The following is a 20,291-nucleotide window of genomic DNA, read 5'->3' on the forward strand; positions in this document are numbered from 1 at the left end:
AAGGCAAAGTTGTTACTCGCTGCGAAGTGTTATTCCCCGGTTACCTCTTTATCAAATTAAATCTTGAGAGCAATTGGCGCGCCCTTCGTGCCACTCGTGGAGTCAGCCGAGTCGTGGGCTTCAATGGCATGCCGCAACCGGTGAGTGACGAGTTAATCGCCGCATTACAACACCGCCTAACAGAAATAGACGAACCTGCACCACTTTATAAAGCGGGCGAGCGGGTACTAATTACAGAGGGTTGCTTTAAAGATATAGAAGCAATCGTCCAAAGTGTACGCGCCGATGAGCGCGTAATAGTGCTGATGAAGATCATGCAAACAGAACAAGCAATACAACTGACCCCAGCCCAGCTAGCTAAAGCAAGCTGACCTAAGGGATAAACTATACCCACTATGTGGGAGCGGGCCTTGCCCGCGATTTTTACCCTGAATTAAAAGATGCCGCAAACGCCCAGGTAGGGCGGTAGCGTGCCTAAACCCAAAATTAGCCCGATTAAAACAGCTCAGGGAAACCGAATAAAAATGCTAAAAGCCATTCCAAGATCTATTAAGCTTTTAAGTTTGTTGCTGTTATTGAGTATCACCTACTCACCACTAAGCAATGCGCAAAGCATCAACCTCACTCCAGCGCAATTGCAGCAATTGCAAAATTTAAGTGATGAGGAGCGGCAAGCATTGTTCGAACAATTAGGCGGGCAACAGGGCGGCGTGCGCCAAACGCAAATTCCCGAGCAGATCAATACGCAGGCAGCGCCAAACCAATATTCGAATCGGCCCTCGCAAGACAATAGTCCTGCAACGCAGAACAACACGCGTAGCCCCATTACAAATTCTCCGATAAGCAGTGCTCGGCTTTCGCCTGCACAACGGCAAGGCCTGCCAGGAGGGGATGCCATTGCTCCCCAAGACCCAAGCTTAACGACAGACAATTTGCAGCAGCGCGAAAACGGGATCAATGCACAAGCACTAGGAACACAGGCAGAGCAGGAGCAGCCCCTCGCTCAATACGGCTATGACCTATTTAGCGGCGCACCCACTACCTTTGCGCCAGCCACAACTATTCCGGTACCCGCGAACTACATAATGGGGCCGGGAGACACAGTGATATTGCAACTGTACGGACAGCGTAACTTAACTCACGAGCTGGTAATAACACGTGAGGGCATTTTGATGTTCCCTGAGATCGGGCCTCTCAATGTCGCAGGCCTGAGCTTTCAAGAACTGCGCGACCAGATTCAAAGCGTCGTTGCCAATCAGCTAATCGGTCAAAACGCCTCAATCACACTGGGTGCGTTGCGCTCTATCAATGTGTTCGTGTTAGGTGAGGCCGTGCAGCCAGGCTCCTACACCGTAAGCGCATTAAGTACCATGACTAATGCTTTATTTGTCAGCGGTGGCGTAACTCCGGTTGGGTCGCTGCGCGATATCCGCCTGATGCGCAATGGCGAGCTAGTCACTGGCTTAGACCTTTATGACTTGTTGCTGCGCGGCGACACAAGCGGAGATGCCCGCTTGCAGCCGGGCGATGTGATTTTCATTCCACCGATTGGCAAAACAGTGGGCATTTCGGGAGAGATACGCCGCCCCGCGATCTATGAGCTAAGGGAGGAGGCCAGCCCCGCTGACATTTTGGCTTTGGCCGGTGGCTTAAACCCAACCGCCTTTCCCCGTGCCTCGCGCATCGAGCGTATTAATGAACTGGGCGAACGCACCGTCGTAGATGTGGATTTAAGTCAAAGCGGTCAAGCGGCGCCTGATCTGTTCGACGGTGATGTGATCCAAGTGTATTCAGTGCTTGATCAAGTGCAGCAGGTTGTGATGTTAGAGGGGCATGTGCAACGCCCCGGTCCGTTCCAGTGGCGCAACGGCCTACGCGTTAGCGATGTGATCCCTAGCCTCAACAGCATGCTGCCAAATCCGGATGTCGAGTACGCTCTTATAGCACGAGAAATACAGCCTACTAGGCGGATTGAACTTATCTATGTCGACTTAGGCAGTGCGATCAATAACCCAGGTTCGGAGGCCGATCTTGCACTGGAGCCGCGCGATCAATTGCATACCTTTGGCGCCAGCCAAAATCGACAGGAGCAACTACGTGATTTGCTTGCGCAGTTATACGAGCAATCGAGTTTTGACGCACCAGCGTTAGTGGTTGCGGTAACCGGTAACGTGAGGTTCCCGGGTGAGTACCCCCTAGTGCGCAATATGAGCCTAGGAGATGCGATTCGCTTTGCTGGTGGCCTGTTGCCAGACAGTGAGCTAGAGCACATCATGCTAGAGCGCCGCATGGACCTGCGCGGCAGTATTGATGTTGAGAGCCACTCGGTCGACGCCAACACGCTCCGCTCGGAAGCCAGTGTCCGCCTGCGTGAGCTCGACAAGGTTATTGTGTTCAACTCCAATACCCCGCGAGAAGCACTACTAGAAGAGACCTTAGAGAGCCTGCGCAACCAAGCGACTAGCTCGCGCCCAACCCAAATTGTGAACGTGGCGGGACAAGTACGCTTCCCAGGTGACTACCCGCTAACAAGAACCTTGAACGTACAAGACCTGCTGCTTATGGCGGGCGGGCTAAGCGAGAGTGCGGATACCAGCAAGGCGGAGATTACCCGTTTTGACGCCGACCCAAGCATCGGACGAAGAGTGGGCCATGTAGAGCTTAGTTTAGAGGACCGGGGCAATACAGGCTTGGATTATAGGCTTACCCCCTTTGACCAATTAGTCGTGCGGCAGATGCCCAATTGGACGGAGTACGAAACGGTGACGATAGGCGGAGAAGTAAATTCACCCGGCACCTACTCGATCACCAAGCAAGACACCATAAGCAGTTTGATTAAAAGAGCGGGGGGCATCACTGATTATGCCGACCCACGCGCTGCGATATTCCTGCGTGAAGAACTGCGCGACAACGAACAACGCATGATCGATGAGTTCCGCAACGAGCTGCGGCGCGATGTAGTAACACGTAGGCTGCAGTCTTCCGAGAACAATGCCGATGCGGACGTGATGGATATGCTAGAGCGCGTGAGTGCCGTAACCGCCACTGGTCGCCTAGTGATCAATTTGCCAGGGATATTAGCGGGCAACTTGAGTGAGGCAGACGACCCGATTTTACGTCATGGTGATCAGCTTTTGATTCCGCGAAGCCAGCAAGAAGTAAGCATTATTGGGGAGGTCTATCAGCCAACATCGCACCTGTTTGACCGCAGGCTCTCTGTGGGTGATTACATCAATCGTAGCGGCGGGGTAACCCAAGATGCGGACCGTAGCGGCATCTACGTGATAAAAGCCAGTGGAGAGGTGGTTGCCTATGGCGGCTCTCGCTGGTTCTTCCAGGAGCGCTCTCGTTTGAATCCGGGGGACACTATTATTGTGCCGTTTGATACCTATAGGCCGAACTACTTACAGAATTGGACGAGTATCTCGCAGATTCTATTTAATATTTCGACCACGTTGTTGGCGGTTGAGAGAGTGGCAAACTGATGGATAATAATCAATTCAACAAACCATCAGCGCTGCGGCCGCAGGCGTATGCAAATTACACTGATGACGAAATTGATCTTCGAGAATTGTTTGGCGTTTTGTGGTCTGCGAAGTGGTTGATTGCTGGTGTTGTAGTTGCTGCCGCAATAGCGTCGTTAATCTATTCGTTGATGCTAACCAATATATATAGAGCTGAGGCGGTGTTGGCACCAGCGGATGAACAGCAATCAAACAATATGAACAGCCAGCTGGGAGGAGCAGCCGCATTGCTGGGTGTTAATCTAGGTGCTGGAGGCGGGGACAAGGTTACTACTGCTATAGCAGTAATGAAATCAAGAGAGTTTATTGGACAATTCATTGACGAGCATAAGTTACTAGTGCCGTTGTTTGCAGGAAAATGGAACGCAGAAGATGCGTCTAGCGTAGTAGACCAAGAAATATATAACAACATAAACGGTACTTGGGTTCAGGAAGGGGGCGAACCATCCAGATTGGAAGCATATAGAAAATTTCTTGAAATTCTGAGTGTATCTTCTCCCGATAATGAAACCGGATTGGTAACGGTTTCAATAAACTGGCATGATCCCGTCTTAGCCAGTGCGTGGGTGAATCAATTAGTAGCCGATATAAACAGAGATTCAAAAGTGCGCGATGTTGCCGAAGCGACGAACGCCATTGAATATCTGCGGAATCAATTGGGAGCCACTCAGTTGGTTGAGATGCAGCGAGTGTTTTATCAACTAATTGAATCTCAGACTCGAATAACCATGCTAGCCGATGTCCGGAATGAATACGTGTTTCGAATTATTGATCCCGCAGTTGTGCCAGATCAGAAAGTAGCTCCGCGAAGAAAAATGATCTGTATTTTTGGAACAATGTTAGGGGGATTTTTTGTCGTGCTGTTCGTTATTATCCGAAGCTACTTTTTCAGAGATGCCGATTGACCTCAATTACAATAAGACATCGTTGTGAACCCATCTCGCACTAATCAATCAATTTGGATTTTACTCAATAGTCTGTGGATTCATGTGAACCGTCGTCGGCGCAAACAATTGGGTTTGCTGCTGATATTGATGTTTTTTGCATCACTAGCTGAAATCCTGAGCATAGGTGCAGTGTTACCTTTTCTAGGGGTCCTTACATCACCTGAGCTAGTGTTCTCCCACCCAGTTGCACAACCACTAATTGAGCTTATGGGCCTCAGTTCCCCTGATCAATTGCTGCTACCTCTCACTGTTGCATTTGGATTAGCAGCTTTGATTGCAGGGGGAATGAGATTACTACTGTTATGGGCGAGTACGCGATTGTCTTTTGCTGTAGGTGCGGATTTAAGTATTGATATCTATCGCCGAACACTTTATCAGCCCTATGCTGTGCATTGTTCTCGAAACAGTAGTGAGGTCATTAATGGTATTGCGACTAAGGCTAATGGGGTTATCTACAGTATTATCGTACCGTTACTGACTTTGATCAGTTCCACGGTAATGTTGATAGCAATCCTTGTGGCGCTGATAGCAGTGCAGCCGTTGATTGCCATTGTGGCTTTCGGTGGATTTGGTTTGATCTATGCGGTCATCATCAAATTAACACGTAAACAACTGCTGAGAGATAGTGCCCGCATTGCAGTTGAATCGAATCGAGTAATCAAATCCTTGCAGGAAGGATTGGGCGGTATTCGCGATGTCCTGCTAGATGGCAGTCAGTCTACGTTTTGTCAAATATACAGGGATGCAGACATACCTCTACGCCGCGCTCAAGGTAACAATATGTTTATCGCAGGAAGTCCGCGTTTCGGCATGGAGGCTTTAGGAATGATACTCATAGCAACATTGGCTTACTCGCTTGCTATCCAACCTAGTGGCATTAACAGTGCTATCCCTGTGTTGGGAGCTCTAGCTTTAGGCGCACAACGTTTGCTGCCCGCATTGCAACAATCTTATGGTGCATGGTCACAGATTCGAGGGGGACAGGCGTCGTTGCAAGACACGCTTGAATTGTTGGATCAACCCATGCCTGTGACTGTAGTAGCGCCTGCGCTGGGGGCATTGCCATTCCAGCAAAGTATTACTATCAAGGGGCTTTCTTTTCGTTATCAGCTTCAAATGCCATGGATTTTAAAGAATCTGAATCTGACTATTCATAAAGGTAGCCGAGTTGGTTTTGTCGGGATTACAGGAAGTGGTAAAAGCACCTTACTGGATATTGTCATGGGATTGCTTCCCCCGGGAGCAGGCGGTCTAATCATAGACGGTTGTGAAATCACTCCTAGCAACAATCGAGCATGGCAATCACGTGTGGCGCACGTTCCACAAACGATATTTCTAGCAGATTCTACTATCGAGGAAAATATAGCTTTTGGTATACCTCTGAAGCTGATTGATTCTACCAGAGTAAAGGAGGCGGCAAGACAGGCGCAGATCGCAGATAGCATCGATTCATGGCCTGACAAGTATCAAACTTTAGTAGGCGAACGAGGCGTTCGCTTGTCTGGCGGTCAGCGGCAGAGAATTGGCATTGCGCGGGCTCTCTATAAGCGCGCCGATGTAATAATTTTCGACGAAGCTACCAGTTCGCTGGACACTGAAACCGAGCAAGCTGTCATGCAAGCCATTGAAAATCTAAGCTCTGAGTTAACTCTGCTTATCATTGCCCATAGGCTGACAACTTTGAAAAATTGCACTCAGATTGTAGAGTTGGCCAATGGTGAAATCAGGCGTTTAGGGACATATCAGGAAGTGATAAATGAGATGTCATCTGCTCCATCAATAGACAAGGAAACGAATTTCAATGCTAGCTAATTCCTCTATTCTCATCACCGGTGGCACTGGCTCGTTTGGTCATACATTCGTGCCAATGACACTGGCAAAATACAATCCTCGCCGCATGGTAATCTATTCGCGCGACGAAATGAAGCAATGGGAAATGGCCAAGCTTTATGGCAATGACTCACGTGTTCGCTTTTTTATCGGTGATGTGCGCGACAAGGACCGCTTGGCACGTGCCCTTAATGGAATCGACTATGTGGTTCACGCCGCAGCGACGAAGATTGTGCCGACCGCCGAGTACAACCCCTTCGAGTGTGTTAAGACAAATGTGATGGGTGCGATGAACCTGATAGATGGATGTATTGATCAAGGGGTAAAACGTGTCGTGGCACTTTCGACCGACAAGGCCAGCAGCCCTATCAATTTGTACGGTGCCACGAAGTTGACCTCCGATAAATTGTTTATTGCCGGAAACTCTTATAGTGGCCAACAGGATACGCGTTTCTCTGTCGTGCGCTATGGCAATGTCATGGGTTCGCGCGGATCGGTTATTCCATTCTTTTTTTCCCTCGCCAACAAAGGCGTGTTACCCATAACAGACGCCCGCATGACTCGCTTCATGGTCACGCTCGAACAAGGCGTGGAACTCGTGTGGCATGCATTTGAAGATATGATCGGCGGAGAGATATACGTCAAGAAAATTCCGTCAATGAAGATAACTGATATCGCGTCTGCCGCTGTCCCGGGGGCCACTCACGAAATAGTGGGCATTCGGCCTGGCGAAAAGCTTCACGAACAGATGATTGGCCCCGAGGACGCCCCTCACACCTACGAATACGGCGAACACTATAAAATACTACCCACTATCCATAACTGGAGCCAGGACCCCAAGAGAATCAACGGAGGTCAATTGGTATCAGCTGATTTCACCTACTCATCGGACAATAATATTGATTGGATGAGCGTCGATGCGCTGCGAGAATGGATCTCGCAGTACAGCGAGAAGATTGGGAAGTTTTGATTGTCATGATTCCTTATGGTCGTCAAGACATTGATCAGGCTGATATCGATGCGGTGGTTGCAGTGCTACGCTCTGATTTTCTTACTCAGGGGCCGGTCATTCCAGCTTTTGAAGATGCTGTCTCAAGTTACTGCGGTGCACGTTTTGCAGTTGCAGTTAACAGCGCAACCAGCGCTTTACATTTGGCGTGCCTCTCTTTAGGTGTTGGCAAAGGTGATATCGTCTGGACGACGCCAATAACTTTCGTGGCCAGCGCCAATTGTGCGTTGTACTGTGGCGCGACAGTAGACTTTGTCGATATCGATCCGCGCACATTCAACATTAGCATAGAGCGTTTAACGGAAAAGTTGGAAGAGGCCGGGAAGGAAGGCAATCTTCCCAAATTAGTAATCCCCGTGCACCTGTGCGGCCAGTCATGTGATATGGCCAGCATTCATTCGTTGAGTCAAAAATATGGATTCAAGATCATCGAAGACGCTTCTCATGCTATCGGTGGAAAATACAAGAACGAGCCCGTTGGCAGTTGCCGCTACAGTGATATTGCTGTGTTCAGTTTTCATCCCGTAAAGATTATTACTACTGGCGAGGGCGGCATGGCCGTGACCAATGATATGGCATTGGCCAAACGCATGCGTCTGTTACGAAGTCATGGAATCAGTAATGTCGAAGCCGACATGCAACCACGCGACGTGGAAGAAATTTGGAACTATCAGCAAATTGAGTTGGGTTTCAACTATCGACTGACTGATATTCAGGCAGCACTAGGTCTAAGCCAAACACGGCGATTGGATAGCTTTGTCGACAAGCGCCACGAGATTGCAAAGCGCTACAACGATGAGTTGAGTGGTTTGCCTGTAGAAACACCGTGGCAGCACCCAGATAGCTATTCTGCCTACCATCTTTACCCAATTCGTCTTAAAGAGATCAAAGGAACTACTACCCAGCGGCAAGTCTATGATTCATTGCAAGCTGCAGGTATCAACGTCAATCTGCACTACATTCCTGTTTATCGGCAGCCCTATTATGAGGCAATGGGGTTCAAGACGGGTTACTGTCCAGAGAGCGAACTGTATCACAAGGAGGCTCTGAGCATTCCCCTGTATCCCACACTTACAGATACCGATCAATCCAAAGTTATTCGCGCGTTGCATGAGACATTGGCATGAATCGGATCGCGCTTGGTACCGTCCAGTTCGGCCTGCCTTACGGCATAGCTAACCGAGTTGGCCAAGTGACACGCCAGGAAGCCAAGATGATGTTGCAAATGGCTGCTACACACGGTGTCGATATCCTCGATACTGCCATTGACTACGGCGAGAGTGAAACTAGTCTTGGAGTAGTTGGCACGCAAGGCTTCAAAATTGTGACCAAATTGCCAGCAGTGCCATCTGATTGTGCGGATGTCAGTTCTTGGGTAAAGGCACAGGTCAATGCATCGCTTGCGCGGTTGGGTGTCTCTGCAGTCTATGGTCTGCTACTGCATAGGTCTGAGCAATTGCGCGGTCCGCACGGAGCAGTGCTGTATCAAGCGATGCAAGACTTGAAAGACAATGGCCAAGTCCAAAAAATGGGCGTTTCCATATACTCGCCGAGCGAGTTGGATGCATTGATTCCACAATACCGTTTTGATCTGGTACAAGCACCCTTTAACCTTGTCGACCGACGACTCTTCACAACAGGTTGGTTACAACGCCTGAAGGACAGCAGTGTAGAAGTGCATACTCGCTCTGTTTTTCTGCAAGGTTTGTTACTAATGACCAATGCGAATATGCCAGCCAAATTCGCACCTTGGAGTTCTTTGTGGCATAGATGGCAACTTTGGCTCAAAGAGATGGGCTCTTCGTCTGTTCAGACCTGTTTGGCCTTTCCACTCTCTTTTCCTGGAATTGATCGGATTGTCGTAGGCGTCGACAGCGTGAGCCAGTTGTCCCAAATTCTTGGTTCTATAACTAGTTACACCATACATGATTTTCCTGCATTGCAATGCGAAGACGAAAATCTAATTAATCCTGCTAATTGGCCGTCGTTGTGAAAATCGTTGCAGTAGTTCAAGCCCGCATGGGTTCAACACGTCTACCGAACAAGGTTATGAAAGCCATGGACGGCGTTCCCATGATTGAGCTACTACTGACTCGTTTGGCGAGAGCAAAAGAAGTAGATCAGATCATCGTCGCCACTTCAGGCGATGAACGCAATCTTCCTTTGGTCGCACATGTTCGTAAGCTGGGCTACGACTGTGAACAGGGAAGCGAAAATGATGTGTTGGACCGCTATGTCCAAACTGCGAAAAAGTATCACGCTGATATTGTGGTTCGAATTACAGGCGACTGCCCTTTGGTGGACCCAGAACTTGTGGATGAGGTAGTTCGACGTTTTAAATCAGCTGGCGTGGATTATTTCAGCAACACTACTCCTCCCACATACCCCGACGGCCTGGACATTGAAGTTTTCACTTTCAAGGTGCTGGAACAGGCGAGCCAGGAAACCAGTGATACATTTGACAGGGAGCACGTTACGCCTTATCTGCGCAAGCCGGAAAAATTCAGGATCGGTTCGATGCAACACGAACTGGATCTGTCAGCTTTGCGTTGGACAGTCGATGAACCCGCTGATTTTGTCGTAATCGAAAAGGTGTTTCAATATTTTCATCCCCGCACCGATTTCTCCTGGGATGAAGTGCATAACCTACAGCTACAACAGCCAGAGTTGTTCAGCATTAATCGACATCTAATCCGCAACGAAGGAGCCACGATGAGCATTGGACAAAAACTCTGGAAACGAGCCAAGCAAGTTATTCCTGGCGGCAACATGCTGCTTTCGAAGCGCGCGGAGATGTTTCTACCCGATCAGTGGCCCACCTATTTCAGCAAAGCCAAGGGTTGCAAAGTCTGGGATCTGGACGGCAATGAATACACCGATATGAGCATCATGGGTATTGGTACCAATATTCTGGGTTATGGACATCCAGAAGTGGACGAGGCTGTCTTGCGCACATTGCAAGCTGGCAACATGAGTACCTTCAATTGTCCTGAAGAGGTGTACTTGGCAGAGAAACTCATCGAGCTGCACCCTTGGGCGGATATGGTCCGCTTTGCGCGTAGTGGAGGAGAGGCCAATGCAATTGCGATTCGAATCGCACGTGCGGCGTCGGGAAAAGATAAAGTGGCCATATGTGGTTACCACGGCTGGCATGATTGGTATTTGTCTGCGAATCTGGGGGATGACGCCAGTCTCGACGGACATTTGTTACCTGGTTTACAGCCCAATGGTGTACCGCGCAATCTTAAGGGAACCGTATTCCCGTTCAATTACAACAACTATGCTGAGTTGGAATCTCTGGTTAAAGCGCAAGACATCGGCGTGATCAAGATGGAAGTCGTTCGCAATATGGGGCCAGAGGATAATTTCCTGCAAAAAGTACGAAAGCTTGCCACAGACCGCAATATCGTGCTGATCTTCGATGAATGTACCTCAGGTTTCCGTGGAACCTTTGGAGGGTTGCACAAAAAATATGGTGTTGAACCTGATATAGCGATGTTTGGGAAGGCCTTGGGCAATGGCTATGGTATTACAGCAACCATTGGCAGGCGAGACGTAATGGAGGCGGCACAAACAACATTTATCAGCAGCACATTCTGGACTGAGCGAATCGGCCCAACTGCTGGCTTGGCAACGCTGAAAGTGATGGAGCAAATCCAATCGTGGGACACAATCACTGAGACCGGGATGGACATTAGAAAACGCTGGCAAATGCTTGCCGATAAACACGCATTAGGTATTGACCATTGGGGTTTGCCTGCACTTACCGGATTTACATTTCAAAGTGAAAACGCATTAGCCTACAAGACGCTAATTACTCAAGAGATGTTGGCTAAAGGGTACTTGGCAGGGAACAGCGTATATGTGTGTATCGAGCATACCCCAAACGTCGTAGCTGGTTTTTTCGATGCACTTGATCCGATATTTGCTATGGTCAAAGAATGCGAAGAAGGGCGAGACGTAATGAGTTTGCTAAAAGGACCGGTTTGTCATAGCGGGTTCAAGAGGTTGAATTGATGACGCGTTCCATTCTGATTCTAGCTGCGCACCCTGACGACGAAGTTCTCGGTTGTGGTGGTACTATCGCCAAATATGTTGACGAGGGCATGATCGTGAATGTCGCTTTTCTGGCGGATGGCGTACTTTCACGTAAAGGAGAGTTCACAGATCAGCAAAGAGAACTGACTTCTCGTCGTGACGCGGCCCAAAAAGCCTGCCTGATTCTCGGCGTTGAGTCAGTGTCGTTCGGAGATTTTCCAGACAATTGCCTAGATACAATTCCTTTGCTGGAAATTACACAAGCGGTCGAAGCTCTTATAATGAAGCATCAGCCTGACCTAGTTTTTACGCATCACGCTGGTGATGTGAATATTGATCATCGCCGCGTACATGAAGCCACGGTAACGGCATGCCGCCCTCAACAAGGGCATTCAGTGAAAACGATATTATGCTTTGAGGTGCCATCTAGCACTGAATGGCAATTTTACGGTAGTGCTCCCAGCTTTACTCCCAATTGGTTCGTTGATATTTCAGGGACGCTGGAACGCAAACTGGCTGCACTCGACGCTTATAAGGAAGAACTCCGCGGCTGGCCGCATCCACGCTCCCTAAGAGGGGTTGAGCATCTGGCGCATTGGCGAGGTGCAACAGTGGGAGTGGATGCCGCCGAGGCCTTTATGTTAGGTAGGAAACTGGCATGAAGTGTGTATTTCGCGCGGATGCCTCTCTTGAAATTGGCACTGGTCATATTATGCGGTGTCTTACCTTGGCTGCAGCACTTGAAAAACACGGCGCGGATATTCAGTTCATAACTCGTGAACACTCAGGTCATTTGGGCGATATGCTAGTCCGTAACGGTTTTGCAGTGACGCTGTTACCATCACCAGAGGTACAGATGCTCAATGAGGAAGGGTATTCGACTTGGTTGGGGGTAAGTCAGCAAGAAGATGCAGAACAGAGCATCCTCGCAATGCAAAACCAACCAGTTGACTGGGTGATTGTTGACCACTATGGCCTCGACCACATTTGGGAGGTGCGACTAAAGTCGTATACGCACAGATTGATGGTGATTGATGACTTGGCAAACCGCAGCCATGTATGTGATGTGCTTTTAGACCAGAACTATGCAATATCAAGAGAGGATCGTTATCGCCCTTTGGTACCGGAGTACTGCAAATTTTTATTGGGACCTCAATACGCTTTACTCAGGCCTGAATATGTCCATTACCGTGACACCATGGTGCCGCGCACTGGTAATATCGAGCGTGTGCTGGTTTTTATGGGTGGTTCGGATAATAGCAATGTTACAAGTAAGGTGCTGGCTGCACTTAGCACTGATCAATTGGGGTACCTAGAAGTAGATGTTGTCATCGGCGCTAACTTCATTCATAAGATTTCGGTCAGCAAGCAAGCGGAGAATCGTCCTAACACCCAGATCCATGGTCCATGCCCACATCTGGCAAATTTAATGGCTAATGCCGATTTGGCGATTGGTGCGGGTGGTGCCACGACTTGGGAAAGACTCTGCATGGGCCTGCCAAGTCTAGTTATTAGCATTGCTGATAATCAAATACAGTCATGTGAAGCATTGGCATCGTGTGGATTGATTCAGTATCTGGGGAACAGCCATGACCTTGATGTCGCGAAAATCGAATCAGCATTGAATAATGCGCTATCAATGTCGAGGTCGTTACAAGAATTGGCGACAGTCAATCAAACGATGGTCGATGGTTTGGGTGCTAGTCGTGTTGCTGAAGTGCTTAAGCCGACAAAGTCAGAAAACTTAACGCTTCGCCTTGCGAATGAGCGAGACGCGTTATTTTATTTTTCGTGGGTCAATGATCCGATTGTTCGATCAAGTGCCAATAACTCAGAGCCGATTGATATGTCAACCCATTTGCGATGGTTTGATGACCGAATGAAAGATGTAGATAGCTTTCTCTATGTTCTCGAAGCGGGGGATCTGCCCGTTGGACAAGTGCGATTTGAACGAAGAGATGGTAAGGTGACGATTGATTATTCGCTAGATGTCTTGGTGCGAGGAAGAGGTTGGGCGAAACAATTACTGAAGCTTGGAATGGAGATGTTCGGGAAAGAGCAGTCAATTATTTTTAATGCCTCAGTAAAGCCAGAAAACCTTGCGTCAGCGGCTACATTCGTAGGCTTAGGTTTTATTGAGCAAAAGAGTGACAAACCAGATTGTAATCTTCACTACCAATTGAGCGTTTTGGCTCCACAAAAAAGGGGCTTATAACAATTGCAGAAGAATAATATCTCTAATCTCAATATCATTGCTTCGACAATGCCTTGGAATCAGGATCTTCCATCGCGGCTGCAATCTTTGACTGGTGCGAAGTTTCAAATGATTTCTAGTCCGGAAGAGTTGACGGCCGAGCGATTGTGGCAATGGGGACCAAAATACATTTTTTTTCCTCATTGGTCACATATAATTCCTGCGAATGTGTTTGAAAACTTTGAGTGTGTCATTTTCCACATGACGGATTTGCCTTTCGGGCGGGGCGGTAGTCCGCTACAGAATTTAATTGAGCGGGGCATCTACGAGACGCAAATATCTGCTCTGAAATGTATTGCAGAAGTTGATGAGGGACCGATCTACACTAAGCGGCCCCTCAGTTTGTATGGGGCCGCCGAGGAAATCTATCTAAGAGCATCGGGAGTAATTGAGACTATGATTACTGAGATCGTTGCAGATAATCCGAAACCCGTCGCGCAGTCAGGTGAACCAATATATTTTAAGCGTAGAAAACCAGAACAAGGGAATCTGCTTTTTGCAACAACGCTTGAGCAAGCTTTCGATTATATTCGGATGTTAGACGCCCATGGGTATCCTCACGCTTATATCGATGTTGGTAATTACCGTCTGGAATTCACGCGCGCTTCCCGAAAATCTGACAGCATCACCGCAGACGTAAGAATCACTCTGAAGAGCAAAAATCCGGAAGTAGAACAATGATCATCATCGGTAATCGTAAAGTTGGCGTAGGCGAACAGCCGTTTGTCATTGCCGAAATGTCAGGTAATCATAACCAATCACTTGAGCGAGCTTTGGAAATCGTCGAGGCTGCTGCAAAATGTGGCGCGCACGCGCTGAAGATCCAGACCTACACCCCCGATACCATGACGTTGGATATTGACGAGCGAGAGTTCCATATCAGTGATCCGAATAGCTTATGGGCAGGTACATCACTCTACAAACTTTATGGCCAAGCCTATACTCCATGGGACTGGCACAAACCAATATTTGAACGAGCGCGTGAACTAGGTCTCATTGCCTTTAGTACTCCGTTTGATGACACCGCAGTCGATTTTTTGGAGAGCCTCAATGTCCCGTGCTACAAGATTGCCTCCTTTGAAAATACTGATGTAAATTTGATCCGTCGAGTTGCAGCCACCGGTAAACCAATGATTATCTCTACAGGAATGGCTAGCATCGCGGAATTGGACAACACCGTCCGTGCGGCACGTGACGCAGGATGCAATGACTTAATCCTGCTCAAGTGCACTAGTACCTATCCAGCCACGGCGAACAATACGAATATTCTCACTATTCCACATATGCGTGATCTTTTCGGTTGCGAAGTTGGCTTGTCCGATCACACAATGGGCGTCGGCGTCTCAGTCGCCAGCGTCGCTTTAGGTGCAACAGTCATTGAAAAGCATTTCACCCTTAATCGTGACGAAGGGGGAGTGGACAGTGCATTTTCTATGGAACCCTCAGAAATGACACAACTGGTTGCCGAAACCGAACGTGCATCGCAAGCGCTTGGCCGAATTAGCTATGGTGCCACTGAAGCTGAAAGGAAATCGATGGTGTTTCGACGGTCACTCTATATAGTAAAAGACATAAAGGTTGGGGAGATGCTAACCACTGAGAACGTTAGAGCAATTCGTCCAGGAATGGGATTGCCTGTGAAATGTTTGAGTATTGTATTGGGAAAGAAAGTGTCAGTGGATGTGGAGCGCGGGACAGCGCTTACGTGGGACTTGCTAGGTTAATTTTACTGTACCATAAGGTTTTAAAAATGATTATAGAAAAGGAAGAGCTTGCTCAATTGATAATTGGAATGCATGCCGCATTTTCGAGAGGTGAAAATGCCATGGCGTGGGCGCGGGCGAATTCTAAGTCGGGTGATAAAAACTCTACGGTTAGCACTCTAATCGCATATGACCTACAGTCAGGTAGCTATGTAGACGCGGCAAGAAAAAATCCTGAATATACCAACGCATGGTGTGAACAATTAAGTGAACTAGTTAAACCATATGTGGATACAGGAGGGCGAATTCTTGAAGTTGGAGTTGGTGAAGGGACTACTTTTGCTGGTGTTTTGCGGCGTCTCAAGGGGTTAAATATTTCTGCATATGGTTTTGATTTGAGTTGGTCAAGAGTGTCAATTGCGAGATCGTGGATTGAAAGCCAAGAGGTTTTAGCCAACTTGTTCGTTGGAGATCTTTTCAGAATTCCTCTTCGGGACAATTCGATCGACGTTGTGTATACATCGCATTCCTTAGAACCAAATGGAGGAAAAGAAGAGATAGCAATAAAAGAATTACTTAGAGTGGCTCGAAATGCAGTTGTACTAGTTGAACCCTGCTACGAACTTGCCTCCGAAGAGGCGCGTAAACGGATGCTCGATCATGGCTATGTTCGCTCCCTTAAAGCCGTCGCTGAGTCACTTGGCGCACATGTAGAGGATTATCGATTGCTTGATGTTTATAGCAATTCACTTAATCGATCGGGTGTGATCGCGCTAACAAAACCTCGTTCTTCAGAAATTTGTGTCACACAAGGAGAAGAATGGGCGTGTCCATTGACAGGTGCTTTACTGAGTATTCGGGATGGTTGTCATTTTGCTGCTGATGTGGGGATTGCATATCCAACACTTCAAGGAATCCCATTGTTGCGAGCTGAACATGCGGTTGTAGCTTCAAAATTTGGCACAGATTGATGATTGATCGAAAGCCTCGACTATTGATCAGTTGTGCCGATGAAAGGACTTGGCGTTTTGATAGATCGGTTCTTTTTCTAGGGGAGTGGTGTCGAACCTTTGATCGGAAGCATGTCTGGCAAGAAATGGATGGTATCGTTGCCAATCCCTACGGAATAGACTTTCCTGCTAGAGAGTCTGATTTTATTAAGGCTAGGAATCTCGAAGTTAGACTATTCCCTCTGCTTTGCCAAACTTTAAATCAATATCATCAAACCCAACAAGACGAAAGATTTTGGAACATTGTACTTGGGCATTGGTGGAGGCGTTTTATTGATGTTATTTTGAATCGCGTGAATACTTTGCAGCAATGCTTACATAATTATCAGGTATCAGGGATGATTACCTGTGCAGATACCGACTATGTGTTCGCGAGACAGAATTCCTCCCAATCAGTTCTAAGTTTTGGTGAAGATACCTGGAATAATGCGCTTAACACTTTTTTATTAAAGTGGTTATATGGTTCGGAATTTCCTATTGAGTTTTTAAGTGTCCAAGAATCTACGTGTTTCCAAGACTCATCCCAAAAACGAAATTACTCTCTATCAGAATGGGGATATCGGCAGATTGGGAAGGCCGCTAGATATCTAATGAGAGATAGTGATGCGTTCATAATAAGCAGTTATCTTCCAAGAGTTGAAGCAATAAAATTACAACTCGCATTGCGACAATGCCCCCAGCTCTGGACTTCTCCGCAGTTTTTTTGCGATACACCATATGACCCGTCTTTGCGAAACATTTTGTCGGAAAAAGTTTCTTGTGCTACGTCAAATATAGTTGAAGACGCTGCCAGAGTGTTAATGTTTAAGTTGTTGCCTATCTGCTACCTTGAAGGATTTCCAGAGTTAATAGAAGTAGTGAACAGTCAGCCTTGGCCGACAAATCCTAAGTTTATTTTCACCAGCAATAATTTCGATACAGATGAGGTGTTTAAGCTATGGAGTGCTACCAAATCGTCATTAGGCGTAAAGTACTATATAGGTCAGCATGGCAATTATGGTGTTACGAGGCATACGTTAAACCCAAGTACGGAAGAAACGATTTCAGATAAATTCCTAACTTGGGGTTGGGATGAGGGTCTTCCACAGCATACTCCAGCATTTATTTTCAAAAAAGCTGGAGAGAAACTACGTCCCTATAGCTGTGATGGAGGACTTTTACTTGTTGAGTTGTGCGTAGGCCATCGAATTACTACTTGGGATAATTATTACGAGTTCACTCAGTATTTTTACGAACAGCAATCTTTCGTAAGTAAGCTTGAATCAGAACCGCGAGATAATCTTACATTACGATTGCACGCTGAGTATAAGAAGACTAATTGGTCAGAGATTGAACGTTGGGCGAGTTTTGATTCAACCTTGAAAATAGATCATGGGACCACCCCATTAAGAAGATTGCTACAGGAAAGTAGGCTTGTGGTACACAGTTATGACTCTACCGGCATTCTCGAGACTTTGTTTAGCAACATTCCAACAATTGCTTTTTGGCAAAACGATTTGAACCACCTGAGAGATAGTGCTAAACCGTACTACGAGTTGCTAATTGAGGTAGGTATTGTCCATTTAACACCTGAGTCTGCTGCAAGAAAAGTTAATGAAGTATGGGAGAATGTGGATTGCTGGTGGAATCAAGACAATGTACAGGAAGCCAGGCTGAAATTTTGTGAGGTGTATGCAAAAAAATCCAATGATCCCGTCCGTACACTGAAAAGTCTTTTCGAACACAAATCTTAATGTACTTCCTTGCTTGTTCTCGTCACTTTACAGATCGAGAGTTTTGAATGAATGATAGTAGACATGTTCTAGTAACTGGTGCAAACGGATTTCTTGGGCGTCACCTTTGCAATTTGTTGGAATCTCAAAACTTTAAAGTAACTAGACTTGTCCATTCAAGTAATTCGTGTGCTGATGGGGTAATCGTTCTAGATTTATTGGAACGAAAACAGATGCTCGATCTGTTTGGAGACCTTCGTCCAGATTACATAGTTCACTTAGCTGCAAACAAATCGAGAAGTTCAATAGATATTGGTTTTGGAGATTCAATTGGTAGAAACTTGGCGATATCACTTAATGTGGTCGAATCATGCTTGAACTTGAAAGCACTTAAGAAAATAGTTTTTGTTGGAAGCTGTGAAGAGTATGGCCCAATAGTTTCACCATACAACGAATTTATGCAAGAAAGGCCAGTAAGTCCTTATGGAATATCTAAGTTGACGGTGACTAAGACGATTGCTGCACTGTGGAGATCACGACAATTACCTGGTTTAGTGTTGAGGCCGTCCATAATATACGGGCCAGATCAAGACGACGATATGTTTATACCGGTACTAGTCAAAACTCTACTAATGGGAAAAGAGTTTTCGATGACTCTGGGTGAGCAACTTCGGGATTTCATTTATGTAACAGACGTAGTCGACGCCATAGTTAAGTCGCTTTTGTTTGATAAGGAAATTGAATTTCCTATCTTTAATATTGCATCTGGGGTTTCCATTTCTATTTGCCAACTTGCGACCTATGCGGCTAACCTAATTCACCATGAAGCAAGCTCACTACTTAAAATCGGAGCAGTTCCTTATAGGATAAATGAATTAATGGATTATCGTGTAGACATTGATCTTGCAAAGGAAGCTCTTGGTTGGCATCCAAAAGTCCCTATAGAAAACGGGCTTAGGCGATTAATTGAGAACTATGGATCCAGCAATAATAAATTCAGTTAATTTTCCATATGATTAAAGTACACTATCATTCTGAGTGTGAGTTTTTCGCCGGATGCGAAAATATGCTTGTAAATTTTTTCAATTCCGAGATGTTTCGAAACTCCTATGTAGTGACTTTTAGCTATGTTAGAAATAGTAACTACGAGTTAGGTTTTAAACAACGGGTCCATAGAGACTTGCCTAACTATCCATTGAATTTTCCTAACTTGTCAGACTACAGCAAAGTCCCTAAATGGTTCCCATTGTTAGTCAAAAAACTAATAATGGCCTCATTAAGGTTATTTCTTCATCTACCGTTATTAGCGTACCAAACATATATTCTATTTCGCTTGCTGAAGAGAATTAATCCAGAAATACTTCACATTAATAATGGAGGTTACCCTGCTGCACGTTCGGCATTAGCTGCTGCTATTGCAGGTAAATTAGCAGGAACTCCAATCGTAATCATGGTAGTTAATAACATGGCTTCGAATTACAGGCACTTTTCTAGGTGGTTTGATTACCCAATTGATAAAATTGTAGTTAGCTCTGTCCATATGTTTTTTACAGGTTCCAAAGAGGCCGCTAGGCGCCTTGAAAAAGTACTTAATCTACCTGCAGAGAAAATACGCACTATTCACAACGGTATCGCATTGCGCGATTTGAAGAGTACGGCTGAGGATACACGGAGGAGGATAGGTATAAATGATGTAGATGGGGTTGTTTTTGGCGTGGTTGCCTTACTAATTCCAAGAAAAGGACATCAAATTTTGCTGAACGCGATTTTGAAGTTGATCACTGAGAGAAAATTTTATAAAAGACAGTTTAAGATTTTGATAGAGGGCGATGGGCCATTGAAAAATGAACTAGTTGACTTCGTCGAGCAGAATGGTCTGACACAATGGGTGACATTTGTAGGGAATGAGAAAAATATAGTCGACTTCATGGCAGTACTAGACGTATTGGTGTTGCCTTCTGTTCAGGATGAAGATTTCCCAAATGTCATATTGGAAGCCATGGCGTTGGGTAAGCCGGTTATAGCATCCCGCCTTGCAGGAACGCCTGAACAAGTGGTTGACGGGTTGACTGGGTTTCTTGTCGAACCACGGAATGTTGATCAATTGAGCGAAGCAATGTTTCGCCTACTTATTGATCCAGATACTAGAAATGAATTGGGGCGCGCTGCCTTGAATCGCTTCAACGACAATTTTACCAGTGAAATTGCTCTAGAAAATTATGCGCGTGAATATTCCAAACTCTTGAATTCACAATTATGAATAA

At 46.6% G+C, this 20,291-nt stretch carries 16 protein-coding genes; all 16 read left to right on the forward strand.

The window, feature by feature from the left end; translation table 11 throughout:
* A partial coding sequence (gene nusG / locus ACN5NT_RS22830) for a transcription termination/antitermination protein NusG (protein ID WP_419176991.1) occupies window positions 1–371 on the forward strand: 371 nt, incomplete at its 5' end.
* Between the two features lie 153 nt (window positions 372–524).
* Window positions 525–3,485, forward strand: coding sequence for an SLBB domain-containing protein (locus ACN5NT_RS22835; RefSeq protein ID WP_419176992.1), 2,961 nt, complete (start codon window positions 525–527; stop codon window positions 3,483–3,485).
* Window positions 3,485–4,429 carry a Wzz/FepE/Etk N-terminal domain-containing protein gene (locus ACN5NT_RS22840; RefSeq protein WP_419176993.1) on the forward strand — a complete coding sequence of 315 codons (945 nt, stop codon included), beginning with the start codon at window positions 3,485–3,487 and terminating at the stop codon, window positions 4,427–4,429. Before ACN5NT_RS22835 ends, ACN5NT_RS22840 begins: the two co-directional genes overlap by 1 nt.
* A gap of 129 nt (window positions 4,430–4,558) precedes the next feature.
* Window positions 4,559–6,283: an ABC transporter ATP-binding protein gene (locus ACN5NT_RS22845; RefSeq protein WP_419177023.1), complete on the forward strand. Its 1,725-nt coding sequence runs from the start codon at window positions 4,559–4,561 to the stop codon at window positions 6,281–6,283.
* The gene (gene pseB, locus ACN5NT_RS22850) at window positions 6,273–7,271 is read left to right on the forward strand and encodes a UDP-N-acetylglucosamine 4,6-dehydratase (inverting) (protein WP_419176994.1); all 999 of its coding nucleotides are present in this window, start codon (window positions 6,273–6,275) and stop codon (window positions 7,269–7,271) included. Before ACN5NT_RS22845 ends, pseB begins: the two co-directional genes overlap by 11 nt.
* A complete protein-coding gene (gene pseC / locus ACN5NT_RS22855; protein ID WP_419177024.1) occupies window positions 7,271–8,437 on the forward strand; it encodes a UDP-4-amino-4,6-dideoxy-N-acetyl-beta-L-altrosamine transaminase in 1,167 nt (388 codons plus the stop codon). Before pseB ends, pseC begins: the two co-directional genes overlap by 1 nt.
* Window positions 8,434–9,303 carry an aldo/keto reductase gene (locus ACN5NT_RS22860; RefSeq protein ID WP_419176995.1) on the forward strand — a complete coding sequence of 290 codons (870 nt, stop codon included), beginning with the start codon at window positions 8,434–8,436 and terminating at the stop codon, window positions 9,301–9,303. The genes pseC and ACN5NT_RS22860 overlap by 4 nt, the downstream gene beginning before the upstream one ends.
* A complete protein-coding gene (locus ACN5NT_RS22865) occupies window positions 9,300–11,327 on the forward strand; it encodes an aminotransferase class III-fold pyridoxal phosphate-dependent enzyme (protein ID WP_419176996.1) in 2,028 nt (675 codons plus the stop codon). The genes ACN5NT_RS22860 and ACN5NT_RS22865 overlap by 4 nt, the downstream gene beginning before the upstream one ends.
* Window positions 11,327–12,010 (forward strand): PIG-L deacetylase family protein, encoded by a 684-nt coding sequence (locus tag ACN5NT_RS22870; RefSeq protein ID WP_419176997.1) that lies wholly within the window; start codon window positions 11,327–11,329, stop codon window positions 12,008–12,010. The genes ACN5NT_RS22865 and ACN5NT_RS22870 overlap by 1 nt, the downstream gene beginning before the upstream one ends.
* On the forward strand, window positions 12,007–13,563 hold the full coding sequence (pseG, locus tag ACN5NT_RS22875; protein ID WP_419176998.1) for a UDP-2,4-diacetamido-2,4,6-trideoxy-beta-L-altropyranose hydrolase: 1,557 nt from the start codon (window positions 12,007–12,009) through the stop codon (window positions 13,561–13,563). The genes ACN5NT_RS22870 and pseG overlap by 4 nt, the downstream gene beginning before the upstream one ends.
* A gap of 3 nt (window positions 13,564–13,566) precedes the next feature.
* The gene (locus ACN5NT_RS22880) at window positions 13,567–14,283 is read left to right on the forward strand and encodes a methionyl-tRNA formyltransferase (RefSeq protein ID WP_419176999.1); all 717 of its coding nucleotides are present in this window, start codon (window positions 13,567–13,569) and stop codon (window positions 14,281–14,283) included.
* Window positions 14,280–15,326 carry a pseudaminic acid synthase gene (pseI, locus tag ACN5NT_RS22885; RefSeq protein WP_419177000.1) on the forward strand — a complete coding sequence of 349 codons (1,047 nt, stop codon included), beginning with the start codon at window positions 14,280–14,282 and terminating at the stop codon, window positions 15,324–15,326. Before ACN5NT_RS22880 ends, pseI begins: the two co-directional genes overlap by 4 nt.
* Window positions 15,327–15,352: 26 nt before the next feature.
* Window positions 15,353–16,276, forward strand: a complete 924-nt coding sequence (locus ACN5NT_RS22890) for a class I SAM-dependent methyltransferase (protein WP_419177001.1) — start codon at window positions 15,353–15,355, stop codon at window positions 16,274–16,276.
* Window positions 16,276–18,048, forward strand: coding sequence for an LIC12162 family transferase (locus ACN5NT_RS22895; RefSeq protein WP_419177002.1), 1,773 nt, complete (start codon window positions 16,276–16,278; stop codon window positions 18,046–18,048). The genes ACN5NT_RS22890 and ACN5NT_RS22895 overlap by 1 nt, the downstream gene beginning before the upstream one ends.
* Window positions 18,049–18,095: 47 nt before the next feature.
* On the forward strand, window positions 18,096–19,031 hold the full coding sequence (locus ACN5NT_RS22900; protein WP_419177003.1) for an NAD-dependent epimerase/dehydratase family protein: 936 nt from the start codon (window positions 18,096–18,098) through the stop codon (window positions 19,029–19,031).
* Window positions 19,032–19,093: 62 nt separating this feature from the next.
* Entirely contained in the window at window positions 19,094–20,287 is a 1,194-nt protein-coding gene (locus tag ACN5NT_RS22905; RefSeq protein ID WP_419177004.1) for a glycosyltransferase family 4 protein, read from the forward strand.
* Window positions 20,288–20,291 lie beyond the last annotated feature (4 nt).

It is taken from the genome of Desulfosediminicola sp. (assembly GCF_048381775.1).
Lineage (GTDB): Bacteria > Desulfobacterota > Desulfobulbia > Desulfobulbales > Desulfocapsaceae > Desulfopila > Desulfopila ganghwensis.